We start from the raw sequence: 20451 nt of genomic DNA on the forward strand, positions 1-20451 counted from the left end.
GACGATAGCAACTCACGCCGGGTCGATGCGCGCATCGCGCTCGGCACAGGCGATGCCTTCAAGGCCACCCTCGGCCTGTTCGAGAAAGGCCCGCAGCCCGTCGGCCGCGATACCGATGCGGTGCGAATAGGCGAGGACCGCGGCATATTCGGCCAGTCGGGCCTGGTCGTAGTCGCGGCCGAAGACAAGTTCGAGGACCGGCACCATCGGCGCGCGTAGATGAAGGCGCACCCCGGCATCTTCCAGCAACGCCTCATAGCCGCGCGGATCGGCATTCGTCGCGGCAGCCAACGCATAGGCGCGATGCAGCGTACGAAAGAGCGCGTCGCGCGCCTCGGCCTCGGCGATGCGCACCGCTTCGGCGCTGTCGCGTGCAAGCGCGAGGTGATCGAATATCGTCGCGCCGGTCGCGGCGACCGGCAGGAGCGGGTCGTCGTCGAGCACGCCGCTCGGCCCGTCGGCCCATCCGAGCGCCGCGCCGGCGGCCGGTCCGCTCCGCACCGCCGCCGAGAGTTCGCGGTCGAGCGCGGTCTGCGTCGCGTCGTCGACCAGTTCCTTCCAGTTGATGACGCCGTAGATGAAGTCGATCGAGTCCCCGTGCGAGGAGAATGGCATAAGGATGCCGCGGTACAGCGTGTTGTGCCCGCGCGCGTTGACGAACTCGGCTTCGAAGCCGATCGGCGCGGCGTTCGCGATGATCTGGAGGTAATGGTCGGTCAGCCGCGACAGCAGCGATCGGCTCGGGACGTGCGATATATGCGTGATCGAGCAGTCGATCGCGCATTCCTCGCGCAGGGCACCGCCGACGAACGATATCGCGGGGTTCTCCACCCCTGCCGAGAAGTCGAGCAGCACACCGTTCGGCGCGAAATCCGTGGTCTCGGCGGGATCGAGATCGTCGATCGACGGGTAGGCGCGCCCGCGCAACAGCGAGACCCAATGGTTGTACGCGCGCACATGTAAACGCCGCTCGTCGGCACCGATGTCGAGCCGGGGCCCATCGACATCGCCCGCGCGAGCGTCCGTATCGCCCGCCGCATCCCGGTCGTCCCCGATCCCGCGAACATCATCCATGCGCCACCCGACCCTTTGCGCGATTCGGCTGCGAATCCCGTTTCCCGGGCGATCATGCCCCCGCCTTGGTAAACGCCGCGTAAATCGGCGCCGCCGACGGCTCCGCGCAATCCTGCGCTTGCCACACCCGCTTCCGCCTGATAAGCGCCCGCCCTCACGAGCGACGATCCACATCGTCGCTCAAGAAGATGCCGCTTTAGCTCAGTTGGTAGAGCATCGCATTCGTAATGCGGGGGTCACAGGTTCGAGTCCTGTAAGCGGCACCATTTTTCAAGATTCAGCGACAGTTCAGAGCGTCGGCGGGAAGCTTGCACCGCTTTCGCGCGAGCCATCGCGCACATATGCCGCTGACTTACCCGATCCGGATCGGCCGCGCCCGGCTCAGCGCCAGAAGGAACACCGCGGCGATGAACACCGAGCCGGCGCCGAGCCCGAAAAACAGCGTCGCCGGAACGGTTCCCCAATAGCTGCCGGTCGCTCCTGCGAGCAGGCTGCCGAGAAACTTGGCGATGTACCAGGATCCCATCGCCATTGCCGCGATCCGCAGTGGAGACAGGGCGCCGACCAAAGTCAGCCCGACCGGGATGACCAGCAATTCTCCGATCGTCAGCAGGACGAAATAGCCGATCACCCATGCGGCGGAGACCGGCTGACCGGTCTCGGCGTTGAGCGCGGCGGCGATCACCATCACCACCATCGACAGCGCCGCGATCAGGCAGCCAAGGCTCATCCGCGCGAGCAGGTTCGCCGGCCCCCGATGTCTGGCGCGGTACGCCCAATACCGCATCAGGAAGGGCGTCAGCACGATGATGAGCAAGGGATTGATCGACTGGAACCAGGTCGCCGGGATTTCGAAGCGCGTGCCGAACAGCGCGACGCCGCGGTCCGTCTGCTGCGCGACCCATAAAGCGATGACGTTGCCGCTCTGCTCGTAACCGATGCGGAACAGCACCACCACGCCGACGATGGCGATCAGCAGCCGCAGATCGCCCCATTCCGCCGCCGAAAGCCCGACGGGGGCACCGGTCAGCGTCCGCACCGTGCCGCGCGGTTCGTCCGGGAGCAGATGCCGGAAGCGCAAGTAGATGACGAGGCCCGCGAACATGCCGAAGCCCGCCGCCGCGAAGCCCCAGTGCCAGCCATAGAGTTCCCCCAGTGTGCCGCACACCAGCGGCGCGAGCAGACCGCCGAGATTGATACCCATGTAATATGCGCTGAACGCCTGCGCCTGCCGCGGGTCGCCGTCGGCGTAGAGATCGCCGACCTGAACCGCGAGCGGCGGCATGAACAGCCCGTTGCCGACCGCGACCAGCGCCAGCGCCGGGAACAACAGCGCCTCGAACGCCATCGCGAAATGGCCGCACATCATCAGCAAGGCACCGGCCACCACGCTGCGGGTCCGCCCGAGCCAGCGATCGGCGACGATGCCGCCGAAGAACGGGCTGAAGAACGCCGCCGCGCCATAGGCGCCGTAGATCAGCGACGACTTGGCCTGGCCGAAGCCGAGATGCTGGGTCATGTAATAGACCAGCAGCGCCTGCAGGCCGAAATAGGAGAATTCGGCCCACATCTGCGTCATGAACAACACGGTCAGACCGGGCGGATGCCCGAACAGGGTTCGCCCCTTCGCGGGAGGCGCCCCCGCCGTCACCGTGCCGAGCGGCGCGTTCAAAAGTTCAGGCTCGGCGTCAGGGTGCGCATGTCGAACATCAGCCACACCAGGAACAGCATCGCCACCGCGACAACGACCGACCATAGCAGCGCCACGATACGCCTTTGTGGCGCGCGCGCGATCGACACGGCGTTCCAGACCGCGAACGCCGTGCCGACGATCGCCGCCAGCGACAGCAACTGCAGCAGCCGCATCCAGATATCGAGACGCCCGTCGAAATAGGCGACGTCACTGCTCAGCGCGCTGAGCATTCCCATCCAGCCGACGGCGATGACCAGCATGATCCAGGCGGTGAGCGCGGTCGTGCGGCGCAGCACCAATGGCCTTCCCGACAGCGGCGAGCGATAGCCGTAACGCCGGCGGGCGAGCGCAACGATCGGCCAGTTCAGCGCAACCACCAGCATCACCGCCAGCGCGGCGAGCAGCACCGGCACGATCCACACCGCGTTCATGCCCGTGCTTGCCGGCACGAACAGGAAGATCGGGGCGAAACCCTGCGGCGCGAACGCGAGTACGCGACCGTCGCGCACCTTGGCGCCGAGCCGATCGGAGCCGCCGACCTCCTGCCATTGCCACGGCGCCACTTCGCGCCAGCGCTTCGGCACCCCGGCCGGATCGGTCAGCGCCGAGACCGTGATCGTGCCGTCCGCGTTCAGCGCCACGGTCGGCTGGCCGATCAGATTCGCGATGCGCAGCCAATTGGTCGTCGAACCGCGACTGCTGACATAATTGCCCGCCATCGCGCGGCCATGTTCGGCCGCGGTGTCGAGTGTCGGCTGCGCGGCAGGCTTGGCGGGGAAGTAACGGTCGGTGAAACTGTCGAACACGCGCTGGCGCAGGACGTGCGCGGCGCCGTCCTTACCCGCGCTGTTGAACGACATGTACAGCCCTACGCCCTTGTCGAGATAGAGGTGCAGGTCGGAGTGGAACCAGTCGGTATCACCGCCGTGGCCGATGATGTTCAGCCCGTTCCGATCTTCGTGATAGAAGCCGAGCGCCATACCCGGCATGCCCGGGATCGGCGTGTTGGCGGTGGCGTACATCAGCCGGGCGGTCTTCGCGTCGAGCAACGGATTCGCCGACGAGAGATGGGCGATCATGAACTTCGCCATGTCCGCGCCGGTCGCGGACAGCGCACCCGCCGGCGATAGCGGAATGATCTCATAAGGCTTGGGATCGTCGGACGCGGTGACATAGCCTTTCGACAGCAGCGGCGCGAGATCGGCCGGCAGGGGCTGTACGAAACTCGACCGGGTCATGCCGAGCGGCGCGAAGATGTGGCGCTGCACATAGGCCTCGAACGCCTCGCCGGAGACGCGCTGGACGATATACCCCGCCAGCGACGCACCGTAATTCGAATAGGCCGGCATGGTGCCGGGCGCGTAGATGCGCGCGGGGATCGAGCGTTTGAGCGCGACATCCAGCGGACGATTGTCGCGCGGATCGGTCGCGATCAGATATTTCGCGGTCTCCTCGAATCCGCCGGTATGCGTCATCAAATTGCGCAGCGTGACCGGCTTGCCGTACGCGGCCGGAATCTTGAAATCGAGATAGGTGTTGATGTCGCGGTCGAGGTCGAGTTTGCCCGCCTGGACCTGCTGCATCACCGCGGTCCAGGTGAACAGCTTCGAGATCGAGCCCGGGCGGAACAGCGTGGTGTCGGGATCGACCCGTTTGCCCGCCTTGCGGTCGGCATAGCCATAGCCGCGCTCGGTCACGACCTGCCCGTCCTTCACCACCACCACGACAGCGCCAGCGATGTTGCCGGTGTCGAGACCGTACGGGAACAGCCCGTCGAGCCAGGCGTCGACATCGGCCTTGGTCAGCGCCGGCACGCCGGTCGCCGCCGTCGCGGCGGGGGCGGTTTGGGTCGCCGCCGCCGGCTTCGCGGGAACGAGGGTCGCGGGTACCTGCGCGGCGATCGGCCCTCCGATCAACAGCAGGGACGGCATGACCAGCCCGAGCAAGCGGGCAACGGCTTGGGTGAGTTGCTTGCGCATCAGAATTCGAATCCCGCTGTGAGGCCGATCGTTCGTGGGCGGATGAGCGCGACGTCGCTCAAGCCCGCATAGCGTGTGCCGTAGGCGCCGGCGTAGGTCTGCCCGCCGGCATTGGCGAGGTTCCTGGCATAGACGCTGAGCGTGAACGGCTTCATCTCGAGGCCGGCGCGCAGATCGATCGTTTCATAGCCATCGAGGATGAGCCGATGCCCGAACGTGGTCTGATAGCCGGTGTCGAAATCCGCCGGACGGTCGCTGATCATCGCGATGGTGCCGCCGACGAACGCCTTCACCTTGCCGCCGATCGCCCAGTCGTAATCGGCGGAGAGCGTCGCGGTCCAGCGCGGCGCATAGGGCAGTTGATCGCCGTCCGCGCCGCCGACCAGGATGTCGCCCTTGAGCGCGGTGTAATTGTACGCGGCCGAACCGACGACGAGGAACCCGCGCGTCGGCCGCAGGGTCGCGGTCACTTCGCCGCCGTAGCTCTTCGCCCCCTCGCCGTTGCCGTCGGCGCTGACCGGTCCGATCGAGGTTTGGAAGGTCGTCGTGACCTGCGTGTCCTTCCAGTCGAGATAATAGACGGACGCATCCACGCCGAAGGTGCGGTCGGGGGTTTCGGCGCGGACGCCGGCTTCATAGCTGATCAGCGTATCGGCGCGGAACCGTGCGGGGTAGTCCGCTGGTGCGCCGGGTGGAACGACGTTTGGGCCGCCGGGGCGATAGCCCTTGGCGACGCGCGCATATACGGCGACCCGCCGGTTGAGTTCGTAGCGCGGCGAGAATGACCACGTCCACACGCCTTCGGACGATCGCCCCAGCGAGGTTACGTCCGCGCCCTGCACCACCGCGAACGCGCCGCCGAGCGTCTGCGCGGTGTCCTGCTCATTATGGCTGTAGCGGACTCCGCCGGTGATATCGAAGGCATGCGTCAGATGCAGCGTGGCGCTGCCGAACCCGGCATATTCCTTATAGGTGGAATCGAGTTGTGCAACGAGGAACTGGCTGAACGGCAGGGGCGCGGCCGGAACACCGGGGCCGAGCAGATCGGCCGGGATCGTCCCCGCCTGCGGCAGAAGCGCGCCGGTCGTCGGATCGAACGGACGATAGAGTTGGAAGATACGGCCCGGTTCGCGCGTGTAATAGCCGCCGATCAGCCACTCGAAACGGGAGGATTTGGCGGAGGTGAGCCGGATCTCCTGTGAAAACTTCTTCTGACGGATGTCGGAGGGCTGATTGGTGCCGAACGGCGTCGCCGCGCCGTAGAAAGGGCCGATGTCGCCGAGCAACGGGGTCGCATCGATGTCTTCGTGCTGGCGCAGTGTGGCGTAACTCGTGATCGACGTCAGGCTCACCGGCCCGAAATCATAAGCGACCGTCCCCGAATAGAGCCGGTAATCGACGCGGTTTCCTTCCCGCAGCGTCTGGTAGCGCAGCAGGCCCTTGCCCGGTTCGCCGGTGAACGGATCGGCGGTGATCGGCTTGAGCGTCGCCGGATCGACATCGACGGTGTCGCGTCCGTGCGCGCGGATATTCTGCGCGAGCGCGGTCAACCGGACCGAAAACCGCTCGCTGGGCCGGAACAGCAGCGACGCCCGCCCACCGTAATTCGCGGTGTGGTTTATGTCCGAGGCGCGGATGCCGACACTGTCGATATAGCCTGGAATCTCGCGATAAAAGCCGCTCGCGCGCACCGCGAGCGTATCGCTCAGCGGCACGTTGACGACGCCGTTCCCCGACCAGCCGACGCCGCCGCCATCTACGGTCTCGATGCCCCCCTGCCCCCGCACCGAAATCCGGTCGAATTTGGGCTCGGCGGTGACGTATTTGACGAGGCCGCCGAGCGAGTTGGCGCCGTACAGCGTGCCCTGCGGCCCGCGCAGCACTTCGATCCGCTCGATGTCGAAGGGATCGATATCGCCGGCCAGATGCGCGGCGTTGGTTTGGCCCGTGCTCGATCCAAACGGCGTGTCGTCGATATAGACCGCCACGGTCGGGCTCGAGCCGCCGGTGTTGATGCCGCGCAGGATGATGCGGCTCTCGCCAGCATTCTGCTGCTGGATGCTCAGCCCGGGAACAAGCGACGCATAATCGATCAGGCTGGTGGCGTGGCGCTGTTCGAGCACGTCGCCCGACACGACCGAGATCGACTGCGGGATTTCGATCAGCGTTTGCGCCCGCTTCTGCGCGGTGACGACGATATCGTCGATGGTGTCGGAATCGGCAGCCGTCCGATCAATGACGAGCGGCGGACTCGCTTGCTGCGCGTACGCGCCCGAGGCGGTGAGCAACGCCGCGGAGGACAGCCAGCACGCTCTCGCTCGAAATCCGGACGTCATTGCCATACTCCCCTGGATTTGGCCGCATCATGCCGCATGTTTCATTTAAAGCAACATTTTTCTCCTGCGCGCACGACAGTTCCCCACATCCAGGCTTTGCGCTAGGCTGCGCGCGGAGAAGCAATGACGAAACCGGCCCCCATTCCCCATCCCGGCCGCGTGCTGCGCGCCGCCCGCCTCGAAAAAGGGCTGACGCTGAGGGCGCTCGCGGCACGTCTCGACATGCCTTTTTCGACGCTGTCGAAGCTCGAAAACGGCAAGATGGCGATGACCTATGACAAGCTGGTGCGGTTGGCGCAGGGGTTGGAGATCGACATCGCCGGCCTCATCGCCGCCGCGGCTCCCGAGGAGAAGCCCCCTGCCGCGCTGGGCCGCCGCAGCGTCGCGCGCGCCGGAGATCGCCAGGGTGCCACGACGGACCGCTACGCCCATCTCTACCCGGCCGGTGATTTGCTCGACAAGATGATGGTGCCGATCATCATCGATGTGAAGGCGTGCAGCGTGGAGGAGATCGGCGGGCTCGTCCGGCATTCGGGCGAGGAATATCTGTACGTCCTCTCGGGCACGATGGAATTGCATTCCGACTTATACGCGCCGCTGCGGCTCAGCGCGGGCGACTCGGTCTATTTCGATAGCGGGATGGCGCATTGCTACGTCCGGGTGGGCGAATCGCCCTGCCGCGTGCTGTCGGTCTGCGCGGGACCGGGCATGCAGCGCTTCGCCACGCTCGCCCGACAGAGCGCGAGCTCTGACGGCGCGGAAAAACCGGCGGGCCACTGAAACGCTGTTTCTTATATTGAAACATGGCTGCATCCGTGGGATGGAACGGCCATGACCAGCGCCCTCATCCTCGCTCACCGCCGCGACGCCATGCTGTTTCGCGAGCCGTTCCGGATTTCCGGCTATCTGTTCGAATCGATGCCGGCGGTGATCGCGACAGTGTCGGACGGCACCTTCACCGGACGCGGCGAGGCGGCGGGCGTCTATTACCTTGGCGACGATCCCGATCATATCGAACGCGAACTCGAACGATGCCGAAGCGCGGTGGAGACGGGGATCGACCGGCAGGCGCTCCGCACGCTGCTGCCGCCGGGGGGCGCCCGGAACGCGCTCGATTGCGCGCTATGGGAACTCGAATCGCTTCGGGCGGGTACCCCCGTCTGGCGGCTCGCCGGCATTTCTGCGCCGCTGCCGCGCGTTACCACCTTCACGCTGCCGGCGGAGGATCCGGCGGAAATCCTTCGCCGCCTTGCCGGCTTTCCGATGGTGGCGGCGCTCAAGCTCAAGCTCGACGGCGATCTTGTCGCGGATGCCGAGCGCGTTCGCGCGGTGCGCGCCGCGCGGCCGGACGTCTGGCTCGGCGTGGACGCCAATCAGGGCTATGGCGCGACGGACCTGGATGCGCTGGCGGCGATGCTGGTCGACCACGACGTGTCGCTGCTCGAACAGCCGGTGCCACGTGGGGCGGAGGCGCTGCTCGACGGTTGGCGGTCGCCCGTTCCGGTCGCCGCCGACGAAAGCATCCTCGACTTGGCCGAGCTCGAAGCGCGCCACCATCTTTTTCAGGTTCTCAACATCAAGCTCGATAAATGCGGCGGCTTGACCGAGGCGCTGATGATGGTGGAGCGCGCGCGTCACCTCGGTCTCAAGGTCATGGTCGGCAACATGGCGGGGGCGACGCTCTCGGCGGCGCCCGCTTTCGTCCTCGCCCAGCTCTGCGACATCGTCGACCTCGACGGCCCGTGGTTCGTGGCGGACGATCCGCTCGCCGAGGGACTCTATGAGGATGGCAAAATCATGGTGCCGGAACGCCTCTGGGGCGCTGGCTGATCGCCGCCGGCGCGTTCGATGCGTCAGCCAAGCGCGAGACGCACGCCGAGCGCCGCGACCAGAGCCAACGGCATCGTCACCGCGCCGACCTTGAGGAACGCGCGGAACCCGACATCCTCCCCCTCGCGCCGGATCACCTGAAGCCACAGGATCGTCGCGAGCGACCCCGTCACCGACAGATTGGGGCCGAGATCGACCCCGATCAGCAGGGCGTCCGTGACGACGGCGGGTGGATGCGCCTGCGCCACCGCGGTGCTGGCGATCAGCCCGGCCGGCAGGTTGTTCATGAGGTTCGAGGCCAGCGCCACGATCGCGCCCGAGGCCGCGGCGCCGCCGCGTGGATCGCCCGTGGTCCCGCGAAGCGCGGCCGCGACCAGCCCGATCACACCGGTACGGTCGAGCGCTTCGACCAGCACGAACAGCCCCGCGACCAGCGGCAGCACGCCCCACGACACCCCCCGCACCAGGATCATCGGTGAGCGGCGGGCGAGCGCCGACACGCTCGCAGCCGTGACGATTCCGGCGAGTGCTGCGGGCAGGCCGAGTTGCCGGTCGAGCGCCGAGACCGTCACGAGGAGCGCGGCCGTCGACAGGATGCCGGCCGCGGCGACTTTCCCGCCGATCGACAGCGCCGGCCGCGCGACGTCGCTCTCGCAATCGCCCGCCAGCCGTTCGCGCTCGATCACGCGCAGCGCGACGAACGTCACCGCGACCGACGCGAGCGAGGGCAGCGCGAACGATCGCAGCCACTGCGCCAGCGGCGGCATATGTCCGCCGTATAGAACGAGATTGGCCGGGTTCGAGATCGGCAACACGAAGCTCGCGGCATTGGCAATCAGCGCGCAGGCGAACAGCAGCGGCAATGGGTCCGCCTTCGCCTTCCTGGCGGCGGCGAATACGGCCGGGGTCAAAACGACGGCCGTCGCGTCGTTCGACATGAAGGTCGTGACGACGACGCCGGTCGCATAGACGAGGGCGAACAGCCGCGCGCGTGATCGCCCGGCGTGGTTGACCGCCGTCGCCGCCACCCAGTCGAACACGCCATGTTCGCGCGCGGCTTCGCTGAGCAGCATCATGCCGACCAGGAACAGATAGACGTCCAGCCCCTTGGCAACGGCCACGCCCGCTGCCGCCGCCGGCATCAGCCCGAGCAGGATCAGCAGCGCCGCGCCCGCCAACGCCCAGATCCACTCGGGCCAGCGCATCGGACGCGCGATCACGCCCGCCGTGGCGAGCCCGGCGATCGCCCAGGTCGTGAACGTCGCCATCGTCATCGATCGCGACCGTGCTTTCGAGGGACGTTCATCGTTCTGCCACCGCGCGCCTGCCGGAGCAGGCCGGCCGCAGCGTGCCGGCGAAGCCGAGCCACAACGCGAGGCTCGCGAAGGCGAAGCTGCCGAGAATGAGGAACGCGGCGTGATAGCCGAGAAGCTGCGCCAGCCATCCACCGATCGCGGGCGACAGGCTTGCGCCGATCCCCTGAACGGTCATCACCGCGCCCTGCCCGACGTTCACGCGCCCGGTACCGTTGAGGAGACAGGCGACGAGGCCGGGCACGGCGACGCTCTGCAGGCCGGCGCCGATCCCGTCGAGCGCCTGCACCGGCCACACGCCCCAATGTTCGATGAACGATCCCGCGAGGAACGCGCGCAGCGGCAACGCCGCGAACGAGATCAGCAGCACCAGCCAATAGCCGCGCCCGGCGGCAACCTTCATCGCGACGAGGCTCGCGACGATCATCACCGCCTGCGCAACCATCACCGTCGTCGCCGTGAACATCGCCGCATTGCCCTTGCCCGCCCCGACCACCGCCATGCCATAGAGCGGCAGCATCGCACCATTGCCGAGGTGGAAGCAGGCCAATGCGGCGGCGAGGATCAGCATCGGCCTGTTGCCGAGCAAAGTCCTGAAGCCCTCGGCCTGGCCGCGATGCGTGCCGTCGCCATCCTTCTCCGTCTCGAGCCCACGCGCCGCGCGGTGATCGATCGCGCGCTCGGGGATCGAAAGCACGGTGATGATCGCGAGCACGCCGAAAGCGGCGGCGAGATAGAAGATCGCCGGCATCCCATATTTCCAGCCGAGCCAGCCGGACAATCCCGCGCCGACCATGTTCCCGGCGTGGTTCCAGGCCTGGTTGCGGCCGTTCTGAGCGTTGAAGCCGCTCTGCCGCACGACGCCGAGCGTCATGCCGGTGACGGCGGGGCCGATCGCCGCGCCGGCGACCGCCGTCGCCACCTGGCTTACCGTCACCACCGCCCAGGAATGCGACCACAAGATCAGGAACGACGCCAGCACCGTGCAGATGCCTGTGATGACGACGACCCAACGTTTCTTCTCGGTATGATCGATGAAGGCGCCCGCCGGGACGGTCATGACCATGCCGGCCACGCCGCCGATCGTCATCACCGTTCCGATCGGCCCGGTCGCCCAGCCGCGCTGCTGGAGAAACACGCCGAGGAACGGGCCGATCCCTGCCTGCATGTCGGCCATGAAGAAGTTGAGCGCCTGGAGCGCCCCAGTCGCGCGCTTCCGCTCCGCTCCCGCGGAGCCTTGCGGGGTGCCGATTCGCGAAAAGGCCGTCGCCGTCATGGTCTCCCCCCTGCTGGTCAGCGCCCAACTCCGGGGAGGGAGGAAATATCCGGTCCGAACCTTATCTCGATCAATTTTGGCAAGGCCCGGCGTGCCATTTGCAGCCGCCCCGTTCGATCGGCTGCGCCGCTATTCGGGCGACAGCGCAGACAGAACGCGGTACGGGAACGCTAACGACAAGACAAATCAGGAGAGGGTTCATGAGACCAAGGATCCACTGGAGCGCCGTATTGGTAGCGCTCGCGCTGCCGGCATCGGCGATCGCGCAGGCGCCGGCGCGTCCGCCGCTCGCCAGCGTGTCGCACATCGCGGTCTATTCGAGCGATATCGCAAAAAGCGAGCGGTTCTACGTCCATGATCTGGGGGCGGTGAAACTGGCCGATCCCGAAAACACGACGGGCGCACGCTATCATTTCGCACCCACCCAGTTCGTCGAGGTGCTGCCGCTGCCACCCGGCTATCGCTCGATCAACCGGCTCGCGCATATCGCGTTCGATACGCCCGACGCCGAGGGTATGCGAAAATACCTCTCGGCGAAGGGCGTCAAGGTTCCCGCGCGGCTCACCACCGCGCCCGACGGCAGCCGCTGGTTCGCCGTGACCGATCCGGAGGGAACGACGGTTCAATTCATGCAGCCGCCGGCGACGCCGCCCGCCGTGCCGGCCAACCCGCTGTCGAGCCATGTCATGCACGCCGGCTTCGTCATCCACAATCGCCCGAACGAGGACCGGTTCTACAAGGATATCCTCGGGTTCAAACCCTATTGGGAAGGCGGGATGCGCGACGACCATCCGACCTGGATCTCGCTCCAGCTTCCCGACGGGCGCGACTGGATCGAATATATGGTGATCGGCACCCCGAACACCACCGGCATCCCCGCCGATATGAGCGCGGCGAATTTGGGCGTGCTCAACCATTTCGCGCTCGGTGTGCCCGATATCCGCGTGGCCTATACCTTGCTGTGGAACGGCGAGCGACTCGACGGCCAGCAACAGACGCCCAAGATCGGCCGCGACGCCAAATGGCAGCTCAATCTGCTCGATCCCGACGGCACCCGCGCCGAGATCATGGAGCTGCACGCGATCGGCAAGCCGTGCTGCTCGCCCTTCGTCGCGGCGGACCCGGAGAAGTGAGCATCGCAACCCGCATCCGGCTGATCGCGATCGCAGCCCTCGCCGCGCAGGCGGCCCCGGTCGATGCGCAGGAGCACGCCGACGTGCCGGGCAGCTCGCTTCAGAATAGTCCACCGGGCGCGCCGATCGCGCCCGACTGGGCTTATCCGCAATCGACCACACACGCTCAGGTCGGCCCTCCGCCCGGCTTCCACCGCGACAGCCGCGTCGAGGCCACGCCGGTCGGCGTGTTCGAGGGGCAAGCCGATGTCGGCGCAGCGGTCGCGCCCGGCAGCGCGAGCTTCGCGAACGGCACCTACACGATCCGCTCGGCCGGGTACAATGTCTGGTACACGCGCGACGAATTCCGCTTTCTGTTCAAAAAGATGTCGGGGGACGTCTCGATGGCGGCGGACATCGCCTATCCGGCGGGCGGGTTCGGCGACCACAAGGCGCTGCTGGTGATCCGCCAGTCGCTGGAAGACGATGCCAAGGAGGCGTTCGTCGCGCTGCACGGTGACGGCATGATCCACCTCGCCCAGCGGCCCGAGCCGGGCAAACGGATCAGCGACATGGAATATCGCATCGGCAGCCGTGGCGGGTTGCCGGGGGGCAAGTCGCCCGACAGCCTGGTGACGCTCCACGCCAAGCGGATCGGCATCGAGAAGCGCGGCGACCAGTTCATGCTGTGGGTAAGCGAGCAAGGCGAGCCGATGCACCAATATGGCGCGCCGATCACGCTGCACGTCGCCGCGCCCTTCTACGTCGGCATCGGCTTCGCCTCGCACCTTCCGGGCGTGGTCGAAACCGCGACGCTGTCGAACGTCGTGCTGGAGAACCGCGCCGGGCGAGTACGCTGAGGCACGCCCGATCTCGGCTCAGCGGCGGGGATTGTCTTCGTTATGAAGCACCTGATCGAGCGCGCGGAGTGTGGCCGCGCGCAGCGGCCGCGCGTTTTTCAGGCCCGCCGGGCGGAACCACAGTGCCGTTCGTTCACCCGCATAGGGCGCCCAGCGCGGCAGGCCGGGGCCGTTCGGATCGCCGTTTCGCATGAAGGTAACCCAGTAACGCTGCATCACGCCGGCCAGCGCGGTGTCCGCCGCGGTCCAGCGCCGTGCCGGATCGTGATTGCCCCAGACATAATCGAGCTCGTCGGAATGCACCGCGCCGTCACTGCGCGATCCGTCCGCGCGAGGCGGCGGATTGTCGAACTGATACAGGAACACCGGCGCCGTCCCTCCGATCGCGCGCGCCTCGGCGATGCTCCAGCTCCGCCAGCCGAAGCTGATATCGCTCATCAGATTTCGCGCCGCACGCGGCGCCGTCGCATCACTGTTCGCTGGATACAGCCGTAACAGTTCGGGCGCGATGACCGGATAGGTCTGGCGGGTATCGGTGAGATACCCGGCCAGTGTGCCACCATTTCGGAAGCGCGCCGCTTCGTTACTGTTCCAGCCGAGCAGGACCGGAACGCCGGCATCGCGGCGGCTCCGATAGGCCGCGGTGATGTCCAGCGGGACGATCTTGCCATCGCGGATCGGCGCGGTGGCGATGCGCGGCGCGACCGTCGCGATCAGCGCCGCCGCCGGCATCGCGCGAAGCTGCGCGATCGTGCCGGCGTGAAGCCGCTGCGCAAACGCCACGCCGGCCTGCTCGGCCGAGGCGAGGCCAACGTCGCTCCCTGCCCCCGGTATGCCAAGCGCCGCGCCGCTTTCGAAGATCGCTTTGCGGAACAGCCCGCGCGCCAGCGGAGACACCGTCACCAGCATCGCCGAGCCGCCGCCCGCCGACTGGCCCGACACGGTCACGTTCGCCGGATCTCCTCCGAATTTGGCGATGTTCGCGCGCACCCAGCGCAGCGCCGCGATCTGATCGAGCAGCCCGTAATTGCCCGACGTGGCGTAAGGTGATTCCTTGCTCAGCGCCGGATGCGCAAGATAACCGAACACGCCCAGCCGATAGTTGATGGTGACGATCACCGCGCCCTGCCCCGCCAAAGTGGAGCCTTCATAGGTCCGCTGTGAGCCGGCGCCGGCGGTGTATCCGCCGCCGTGAAACCACACCAGCACCGGCAGGCGGGCACCGGTCGCCATGCGCGGCGTCCACACGTTCAGCGTGAGGCAATCCTCGCTCGTGCGATCGAGATCATGCCCGGCCCATCCCACCGGCGCCTGTGGACATACCGGCCCGAACGCGGTCGTCGCCCGCACGCCGGGCCAAGTGCGTGGCGGTCGCGGCGCGCGCCAGCGCAGGTCGGCGACGGGCGGCGCGGCATAGGGGATCGCCTTGAACGCCGACACGCCTCGCGTCGTGGTGCCCTCCAGCCGGCCTTGCGCGATGTTCACGATCGGGGCGGCCGATGCGGCGGAGCCGACGAAGCCAGCCAGCAGAGTCAGCAAGCGCACCTTCATCGATCGATCTCTCCATTTCGCGGCGTGCGGCGCCCGCATGCCATCCGTTGCGACGAGCTTGCCCCAGCAGGCACATTCACGCCAGAGATTTCAGATGCTTAGCACGGCAAATCGACCCGCATCCCGGCAGCCGTTGCCATCGCGGCCGTCCTCGCCGATGATGCGGCATGACGCCACACGCCGCTCCCGACACCGCCCGCGAAGCGCGGATCACAACCGACCCACGCTACCGCGCGCTGGTGCGTGACCGGCAACGCTTCTCCTGGACGCTGACGGCGATCACCGTGATCGTCTATACCAGCTTCATTTCGCTGATCGCGTTCGACAAGCCGCTGATGGCACAACCCATCGCCGGCGGCGCGACCAGCATCGCGGTCGTGCTCGGCGCGGCGATGCTGGTGGGAACGGTCGCGATCTGCGCGGTATATGTCTGGCGCGCCAACGGCAGCTACGACGCGCGGCTCGCCGCTTTGTTGGAGAGTATCGCGTGACGGCGCGGCTCGCACGGGGCGCCCTCGCGTTCGCGCTGCTCGGCTGGGCCTCGGTCGCGAACGCCGCGCTCTCTGGCGCGGTGGTGGCGCGATCGACCAACTGGACGGCGATCCTGATGTTCCTCGGCTTCGTCGGGATCACATTGTGGGTTACCGCCGCCGCCGCGCGACGCACGCGCACCGTATCCGATTTCTACACCGGCGGCGGTATCACCGGCTTCCAGAACGGGCTGGCGATGGCGGGCGATTATTGCTCGGCGGCGTCGTTCCTCGGCATCACCTCGCAGATTTTCAACGACGGCTATGACGGGCTGATCTACGCGATCGGCTTCCTCGTCGGCTGGCCGATCGTGCTGTTCCTCGTCGCGGAGAAGCTTCGCAACCTCGGCCGCTTCACCTTCGCCGATGTCGCCTCATACCGTTTCCTGCAAGGGCCGGTGCGCAGCTTCTCGGCGGTGAGCACGTTGCTGGTCGTGTCCTTCTACCTGATCGCGCAGATGGTCGGCGCGGGGCAGTTGATCCAGTTGCTGTTCGGCCTGCCCTATCTCTACGCGATCATCGTCGTGGGCGGGCTGATGATGGTTTACGTGTTGTTCGGCGGCATGCGCGCGACCTCCTGGGTGCAGATCATCAAGGCGGTGATGCTGTTGTGCGGCGCGACCTTCCTCGTGCTCGGCGTGATGTCGCACGTCGGCTTCTCGTTCGAGACGCTGTTCGCGCGCGCGGTCGCGGTGAAAACCCGGCTCGCGCTGGAAACCGGGCTGTCGCCGGCCGACGCCGCAGCGAAAGGCCGCGCGATCATGGGGCCGGGCGGGTTCATCAAAGACCCGATCTCGGCATTGTCGTTCGGCTTTGCGCTGATGCTCGGCACGGCGGGTCTGCCGCATATCCTGATGCGCTTCTTCACCGTTCCCGACGCGCGCGAGGCGCGCAAGTCGATCCTGTGGGCGACGGTGTGGATCGGCTATTTCTACGCGCTGACCTTCATCCTGGGCTTCGGCGCGATCGTGCTGATCTCGTTCAACCCGGCCTATGTCGATGGCGCGGGCGCGCTGCTCGGCGGCAACAACATGGCGGTGATGCACCTCGCCCATGCGATCGGCGGCAACCTGTTCCTCGGGTTCATCTCGGCGGTGGCGTTCGCGACGATTCTCGCAGTGGTCGCCGGGCTGACGCTGTCGGCCGCCTCGGCGATCTCGCACGACATCTACGCGAGCGTGATCCGCAAGGGGCGTGCCGAACCCGCCAAGGAGTTGCGCGTGTCGCGGATCACCACCGTGCTGCTCGGCATCGCCGCGATCATCCTCGGCATCATCTTCCAGAAGCAGAACGTCGCATTCATGGTCAGCCTCGCGTTCGCGCTGGCGGCGTCTGGCAATTTTCCGGTGCTGGTGATGTCGCTGCTGTGGAAGGGCTGCACAACGCAAGGAGCCGCCTGGGGCGGCGCGATCGGGCTGCTCAGCGCGTTCGGGCTGACCGTGCTGTCACCGGTGATCTGGGTCGCGGTGTTCGGGTTCGAACACGCGATCTTCCCGTACAGCTCGCCCGCGCTGTTTTCGGTGCCGGCCGGCTTCGTTGCGATCTGGCTGATCTCGACGCTCGATCGCTCGCCGCGCGCCGCGATCGACCGCGCCGGCTACCCGGCGCAGCGCGTGCGCTCCGAGACGGGCATCGACGTCCACCGCCCGGCGGATCACTGAGCACGCTAGACGCGACGATCAGGCGGTGGCGTCGATCGCTGCCGCCGCCACCGATCGCTGACAGCCACTCGATCGAAGACATGATCGCCGAGCCAAAGCAGCGCGCTGCCGAGGCTGCCGCATAGGAAGCCGATCGCGGCCAGTGCGAGCCGAGGCGCGGCGGCATCGACCCGCGCCACCGCGCCGATCGCGAAATACGCCGCCAGACAGCCCGCAACCCCGCCGCCCCGCACCGCCAGCGCACGCGCGCGGAGAAGGCGCGTCATGCGAGGTCGACGATCGGTCGCGGTCATCGATGCGGGCGCGCGGCACGCCGGCGCGCGCGGATCGCCGAGGCGAGCAGGCGGTGACGGCTGCGCTCGATCCGGACCAGCAGCGCGACACGCTTGCCCTGGAGCATCAGCACGATCGCAAAAATGGCGAGTACGAAGCGAACCACGCCATCCACCCCGCCGTTGCTCTGGCGATCGACCAGCGCATTCGCGCACGCGAGTCCGAACAGGACAGCGCCGCCGCAGCGCCACGCGAGATCACGGCGAGTCATCAGCGCGCTCCGCACCGCGCCGGCGCATCGGTGATGATCCGATGGGCAGCGGCGGCGACGGCGCGGACCACGACCGGCTGCTCGATCCCGGCGGCGTGGCCATGCCAGAGCAGGATGTCCGCCGGGAAGTCGTGCTCGGCGACGAGCGCGGTCATCAGGTCTGCGGTCTCGAAGCTGATGCCGATCGCCGGATCGATCAGCGCGGCGGCGGCGGCGCGGGCGCGGCCGATCAGCGCCGGCACGCCATCGACGCCGCGCGCCTCGATCGCGGTGAAGCCGAGCGCGCGGGCGTGACGGACCGCGTGCAGCAGCACGCTGCCGGCGCCGCAGTCCATGTCGAGGATGCGGATGCTGTGGCGGTTGGCGTGCCGCAGCTCGGCGAGCGCGGCGAGCACTGCAGGCCAGCGCGCGTCCTCGCAGACCGGCGGCGGCGCGAGGCGTGCGGCGCGCCGACCGCTGTCCTGAACCAGCCAGTGCCCGGCGGCATCCTGCCCGACCTGGCGAGTCTCAGGGTCGGGCTCCGGCGTGCAAACCAACGCCACGGCGATGTTCCTCATGCTGTTGCTGAGCGAAGACGCACGACGCCGCCGGACACCGTGGAAACAGCGCGATGAAGGCGGGCGCTCGGTCATGCGTGCAACGAATTATGCGTCGCCGCATAGCAATTCGAGAGCGATTCCGGGCCGCGCCATAGCATTTGCGTAAGGATTGCAGATTCCCTCGCGTCGCCGCCGGGAGCCGGTGCGCACGTCTCGCGTTGTTGCAGCATGGAAATGAAACCGCTGCCGCGCGAGGCCACGCTGATCGTCAACACGCATTCGCGCAAAGGGCAGGATCTCTACGATGCCGCGCGTACCAAGCTCGCGGCGGCGGGCGTGACGCTCCTCGCGACGCACGCCGTCGAGGAGCCGAAGGAACTCGCCGCGGTCACGCGCGCGGCGGTGGCGAAGGGCACGCCGATGGTGATCGTGGGCGGCGGCGACGGCACTTTGGCAGGCGTGGTCGATGAACTGGTCGGCAAGGATTGCGTGTTCGGCGTTCTTCCGCTCGGTACGGCGAACAGCTTCGCGCGCTCGCTCGATCTGCCGCTCGACCTCGATGCCGCGATACATGTGATCGCCACGGGTCGCAGGAAGCGAGTCGATCTCGGCATGATCGACCAGGATTATTTCGTGAACGGCGCGTCGATCGGCCTGTCGACGATGATCGGCGAGACGGTGCCGCACAAGCTCAAGAAATATGCCGGTCGTGCCGGCTATCTGGCCTGGGCACTCAAGTCCGCGGTCAGCTTCAAGGCGTTCCGGCTGGAACTCGACGACGGATCGCGGACGCACCGGCTGTGGGCGACCGAAGTCCGCATCCTGAACGGCACGCACCACGGCGGTGTGGAGCTTTCGGACAAAGGCGGGGTGGTTTCACGCGACCTGTTGATTCAGGCCGTCGTGGGGGAGAGCAAGCTGGCACTGGCGCAGGACTGGTTCGCCAAATTCTTCAAGCTGCGCAATCGGGACGCATGCAGCCGGGATTTCCGGGGCAAGTGCTTCCGCATCACGACGCGGCCGCCACAACGCATCTCGATCGACGGCGAAGTCCTCGCCTGCACCCCCATAGTGGCGAAGGTCGCCCCGGCCGCGATCGAAGTGGCCGTGGCCGCCTCCTGATCCTCAGCGCGGATAGCCGCGCCACAGCCATTCGAGCGCGCCGGGCAAGGTCTGGGCGATCACGTCGCCGTCGACATGCACCGCGCCGGCGGCGGTCACGTACCGATAGTCATACCGTTTGGCGCGGAGCGCCGCCGCCATGCGATCATTGGCCATCGGCCAATTGTGATAGGTGGTTTCCGGGTCTTGCCAGTGCAGGTCGCGCTCGCCCACCTCCATCCAGATGCGGATCGGCTTCGCCGGCGCCGCCGGGATCAGCCGGTCATGATAATCCCAGGCACCGTGCGGTGTCGCGGGATCGGCGGGCGACGCCTGATTCACGAACGTTCCCGAATAGGACAGCACCTTGCCGAACCACTCGGGATGGAACCAGGCCATCGTGAATGCCGCCGCAGCACCCGAGCTGCCGCCCATCGCCGCGCGGCCGGCAGGATCGTCGGTGAAGCGAACGCCGTAGAGGTGTTCCACACGCGGCAGCACCTCGGTCTGGACGAACCGCGCGTAACGGTCCGACACGGTATCATATTCCAGCCCGCGCTCGGACCCTTGCGCGTCGCCACCGCCGGACTGGATCATCACCGCCACCATCGCGGGCACGCGATGCCGCGCGATCAAGCCGTCGAGCGCCGCCGCCACCCGTGCCGCATAGTCGCGCCCGTCCTGCACCACCAGCAGCGGCGCCTTGGTGCCCGGCCGATACCCGGCGGGAACATAGACGAAAACCTCGCGTCGATACGGCGCCGGTTCGGACTGCGCCGCTTCGGGCGCGGCGAGCCGGTTGCCATATGGGTCGCGCCGGCGCGTCGCCTCGGTGTCGCGCTGGCGAATGCCCGGATAGATCCGGCTCTCGCGCGAGGTCATGATGAAACCGCGCAACGTTCCCTTGGGCTCGCCCGCGCGTGCCGTCATTTCCGGCGCATCCCGATAGGGTGGCGCGATATGAACGTCATCGGCTCGCGCTGGGCCAGCGGCAGCGAGCATCATGGCGATCAGGGTCGACGATCGGGTCCGCATGCATCTCTCCGCTTCTT

At 67.3% G+C, this 20451-nt stretch carries 18 protein-coding genes and 1 tRNA gene; 8 read left to right on the forward strand and 11 right to left on the reverse strand.

All coding sequences use genetic code 11. The features are described 5' to 3' along the window. Positions 1 to 12 precede the first annotated feature (12 nt). Positions 13 to 1074 (reverse strand): PAS domain-containing protein, encoded by a 1062-nt coding sequence (locus PX554_RS00825; RefSeq protein WP_093226393.1) that lies wholly within the window; start codon positions 1072 to 1074, stop codon positions 13 to 15. Positions 1075 to 1264: 190 nt separating this feature from the next. Here PX554_RS00825 and PX554_RS00830 point away from each other — a divergent pair. Beyond that, positions 1265 to 1340: transfer RNA gene (locus PX554_RS00830), tRNA-Thr, on the forward strand. Positions 1341 to 1426: 86 nt separating this feature from the next. On the opposite strand, the gene PX554_RS00835 is transcribed toward PX554_RS00830, so the two are convergent. The 3 genes from PX554_RS00835 to PX554_RS00845 are packed head-to-tail and all read right to left on the reverse strand — an operon-like array spanning position 1427 to position 7082. Continuing rightward, complete coding sequence (locus tag PX554_RS00835) at positions 1427 to 2746, reverse strand: peptide MFS transporter (RefSeq protein WP_256326301.1); 1320 nt, start codon at positions 2744 to 2746, stop codon at positions 1427 to 1429. Then, the gene (locus tag PX554_RS00840; protein WP_093225460.1) at positions 2743 to 4746 is read right to left on the reverse strand and encodes a serine hydrolase domain-containing protein; all 2004 of its coding nucleotides are present in this window, start codon (positions 4744 to 4746) and stop codon (positions 2743 to 2745) included. The genes PX554_RS00835 and PX554_RS00840 overlap by 4 nt, the downstream gene beginning before the upstream one ends. Further along, complete coding sequence (locus tag PX554_RS00845) at positions 4746 to 7082, reverse strand: TonB-dependent receptor (protein WP_275498122.1); 2337 nt, start codon at positions 7080 to 7082, stop codon at positions 4746 to 4748. The genes PX554_RS00840 and PX554_RS00845 overlap by 1 nt, the downstream gene beginning before the upstream one ends. Positions 7083 to 7205: 123 nt before the next feature. Here PX554_RS00845 and PX554_RS00850 point away from each other — a divergent pair, with 123 nt between their 5' ends. Next, complete coding sequence (locus tag PX554_RS00850; RefSeq protein ID WP_275498124.1) at positions 7206 to 7862, forward strand: helix-turn-helix domain-containing protein; 657 nt, start codon at positions 7206 to 7208, stop codon at positions 7860 to 7862. A 51-nt stretch (positions 7863 to 7913) separates the two neighbouring features. After that, entirely contained in the window at positions 7914 to 8912 is a 999-nt protein-coding gene (locus PX554_RS00855; protein WP_275498143.1) for a dipeptide epimerase, read from the forward strand. 23 nt (positions 8913 to 8935) lie between these two features. Here the strand turns inward: PX554_RS00855 and PX554_RS00860 are convergent, their stop codons facing one another. Both PX554_RS00860 and PX554_RS00865 read right to left on the reverse strand, forming a co-directional pair. Continuing rightward, on the reverse strand, positions 8936 to 10186 hold the full coding sequence (locus PX554_RS00860; protein ID WP_275498145.1) for an arsenic transporter: 1251 nt from the start codon (positions 10184 to 10186) through the stop codon (positions 8936 to 8938). 28 nt (positions 10187 to 10214) lie between these two features. After that, positions 10215 to 11501: an MFS transporter gene (locus PX554_RS00865; RefSeq protein ID WP_275498146.1), complete on the reverse strand. Its 1287-nt coding sequence runs from the start codon at positions 11499 to 11501 to the stop codon at positions 10215 to 10217. A gap of 200 nt (positions 11502 to 11701) precedes the next feature. On the opposite strand from PX554_RS00865, the gene PX554_RS00870 reads away from it, so the two are divergent. Continuing rightward, positions 11702 to 12634 (forward strand): VOC family protein, encoded by a 933-nt coding sequence (locus PX554_RS00870; protein ID WP_275498148.1) that lies wholly within the window; start codon positions 11702 to 11704, stop codon positions 12632 to 12634. Further along, a complete protein-coding gene (locus tag PX554_RS00875) occupies positions 12631 to 13473 on the forward strand; it encodes a hypothetical protein (RefSeq protein WP_275498150.1) in 843 nt (280 codons plus the stop codon). The genes PX554_RS00870 and PX554_RS00875 overlap by 4 nt, the downstream gene beginning before the upstream one ends. An 18-nt stretch (positions 13474 to 13491) precedes the next feature. Here PX554_RS00875 and PX554_RS00880 read toward each other — a convergent pair whose 3' ends face one another. Further along, positions 13492 to 15024, reverse strand: coding sequence for a carboxylesterase/lipase family protein (locus tag PX554_RS00880; protein ID WP_275498152.1), 1533 nt, complete (start codon positions 15022 to 15024; stop codon positions 13492 to 13494). 167 nt (positions 15025 to 15191) lie between these two features. Between PX554_RS00880 and PX554_RS00885 the strand changes: the two genes are divergently transcribed. Both PX554_RS00885 and PX554_RS00890 read left to right on the forward strand, forming a co-directional pair. Then, positions 15192 to 15515 carry a DUF485 domain-containing protein gene (locus PX554_RS00885; protein ID WP_275498154.1) on the forward strand — a complete coding sequence of 108 codons (324 nt, stop codon included), beginning with the start codon at positions 15192 to 15194 and terminating at the stop codon, positions 15513 to 15515. Continuing rightward, the gene (locus tag PX554_RS00890) at positions 15512 to 17215 is read left to right on the forward strand and encodes a cation acetate symporter (protein ID WP_275498156.1); all 1704 of its coding nucleotides are present in this window, start codon (positions 15512 to 15514) and stop codon (positions 17213 to 17215) included. Before PX554_RS00885 ends, PX554_RS00890 begins: the two co-directional genes overlap by 4 nt. Before the next feature lie 5 nt (positions 17216 to 17220). Here PX554_RS00890 and PX554_RS00895 read toward each other — a convergent pair whose 3' ends face one another. Genes PX554_RS00895 through PX554_RS00905 form a run of 3 tightly spaced genes read right to left on the reverse strand, consistent with a single transcriptional unit; the run spans position 17221 to position 18301 of the window. Then, on the reverse strand, positions 17221 to 17481 hold the full coding sequence (locus PX554_RS00895; RefSeq protein ID WP_275498158.1) for a hypothetical protein: 261 nt from the start codon (positions 17479 to 17481) through the stop codon (positions 17221 to 17223). Between the two features lie 23 nt (positions 17482 to 17504). Beyond that, a complete protein-coding gene (locus PX554_RS00900) occupies positions 17505 to 17759 on the reverse strand; it encodes a hypothetical protein (protein WP_143023376.1) in 255 nt (84 codons plus the stop codon). After that, positions 17759 to 18301, reverse strand: coding sequence for an SAM-dependent methyltransferase (locus PX554_RS00905; RefSeq protein ID WP_275498162.1), 543 nt, complete (start codon positions 18299 to 18301; stop codon positions 17759 to 17761). The genes PX554_RS00900 and PX554_RS00905 overlap by 1 nt, the downstream gene beginning before the upstream one ends. A 225-nt stretch (positions 18302 to 18526) precedes the next feature. Between PX554_RS00905 and PX554_RS00910 the strand changes: the two genes are divergently transcribed. After that, the gene (locus PX554_RS00910; protein WP_275498164.1) at positions 18527 to 19420 is read left to right on the forward strand and encodes a diacylglycerol kinase family protein; all 894 of its coding nucleotides are present in this window, start codon (positions 18527 to 18529) and stop codon (positions 19418 to 19420) included. 3 nt (positions 19421 to 19423) lie between these two features. On the opposite strand, the gene PX554_RS00915 is transcribed toward PX554_RS00910, so the two are convergent. Further along, positions 19424 to 20434: an alpha/beta hydrolase gene (locus tag PX554_RS00915; RefSeq protein WP_275498166.1), complete on the reverse strand. Its 1011-nt coding sequence runs from the start codon at positions 20432 to 20434 to the stop codon at positions 19424 to 19426. Positions 20435 to 20451: the final 17 nt, after the last annotated feature.

The sequence above is a fragment of the Sphingomonas pollutisoli genome, assembly GCF_029167165.1.
Classification (GTDB): Bacteria; Pseudomonadota; Alphaproteobacteria; order Sphingomonadales; family Sphingomonadaceae; genus Sphingomonas; species Sphingomonas pollutisoli.

Bases quoted from the DNA above. Each gene is read 5' to 3' on its own strand.
- PX554_RS00825 (WP_093226393.1), bottom strand. From the start codon at position 1,074: ATGGATGATGTTCGCGGGATCGGGGACGACCGGGATGCGGCGGGCGAT.
- PX554_RS00840 (WP_093225460.1), bottom strand. From the start codon at position 4,746: ATGCGCAAGCAACTCACCCAAGCCGTTGCCCGCTTGCTCGGGCTGGTC.
- PX554_RS00845 (WP_275498122.1), bottom strand. From the start codon at position 7,082: ATGACGTCCGGATTTCGAGCGAGAGCGTGCTGGCTGTCCTCCGCGGCG.
- PX554_RS00850 (WP_275498124.1), top strand. From the start codon at position 7,206: ATGACGAAACCGGCCCCCATTCCCCATCCCGGCCGCGTGCTGCGCGCC.
- PX554_RS00855 (WP_275498143.1), top strand. From the start codon at position 7,914: ATGACCAGCGCCCTCATCCTCGCTCACCGCCGCGACGCCATGCTGTTT.
- PX554_RS00860 (WP_275498145.1), bottom strand. From the start codon at position 10,186: ATGACGATGGCGACGTTCACGACCTGGGCGATCGCCGGGCTCGCCACG.
- PX554_RS00865 (WP_275498146.1), bottom strand. From the start codon at position 11,501: ATGACGGCGACGGCCTTTTCGCGAATCGGCACCCCGCAAGGCTCCGCG.
- PX554_RS00870 (WP_275498148.1), top strand. From the start codon at position 11,702: ATGAGACCAAGGATCCACTGGAGCGCCGTATTGGTAGCGCTCGCGCTG.
- PX554_RS00880 (WP_275498152.1), bottom strand. From the start codon at position 15,024: ATGAAGGTGCGCTTGCTGACTCTGCTGGCTGGCTTCGTCGGCTCCGCC.
- PX554_RS00885 (WP_275498154.1), top strand. From the start codon at position 15,192: ATGACGCCACACGCCGCTCCCGACACCGCCCGCGAAGCGCGGATCACA.
- PX554_RS00895 (WP_275498158.1), bottom strand. From the start codon at position 17,481: ATGACGCGCCTTCTCCGCGCGCGTGCGCTGGCGGTGCGGGGCGGCGGG.
- PX554_RS00900 (WP_143023376.1), bottom strand. From the start codon at position 17,759: ATGACTCGCCGTGATCTCGCGTGGCGCTGCGGCGGCGCTGTCCTGTTC.
- PX554_RS00910 (WP_275498164.1), top strand. From the start codon at position 18,527: ATGGAAATGAAACCGCTGCCGCGCGAGGCCACGCTGATCGTCAACACG.
- PX554_RS00915 (WP_275498166.1), bottom strand. From the start codon at position 20,434: ATGCGGACCCGATCGTCGACCCTGATCGCCATGATGCTCGCTGCCGCT.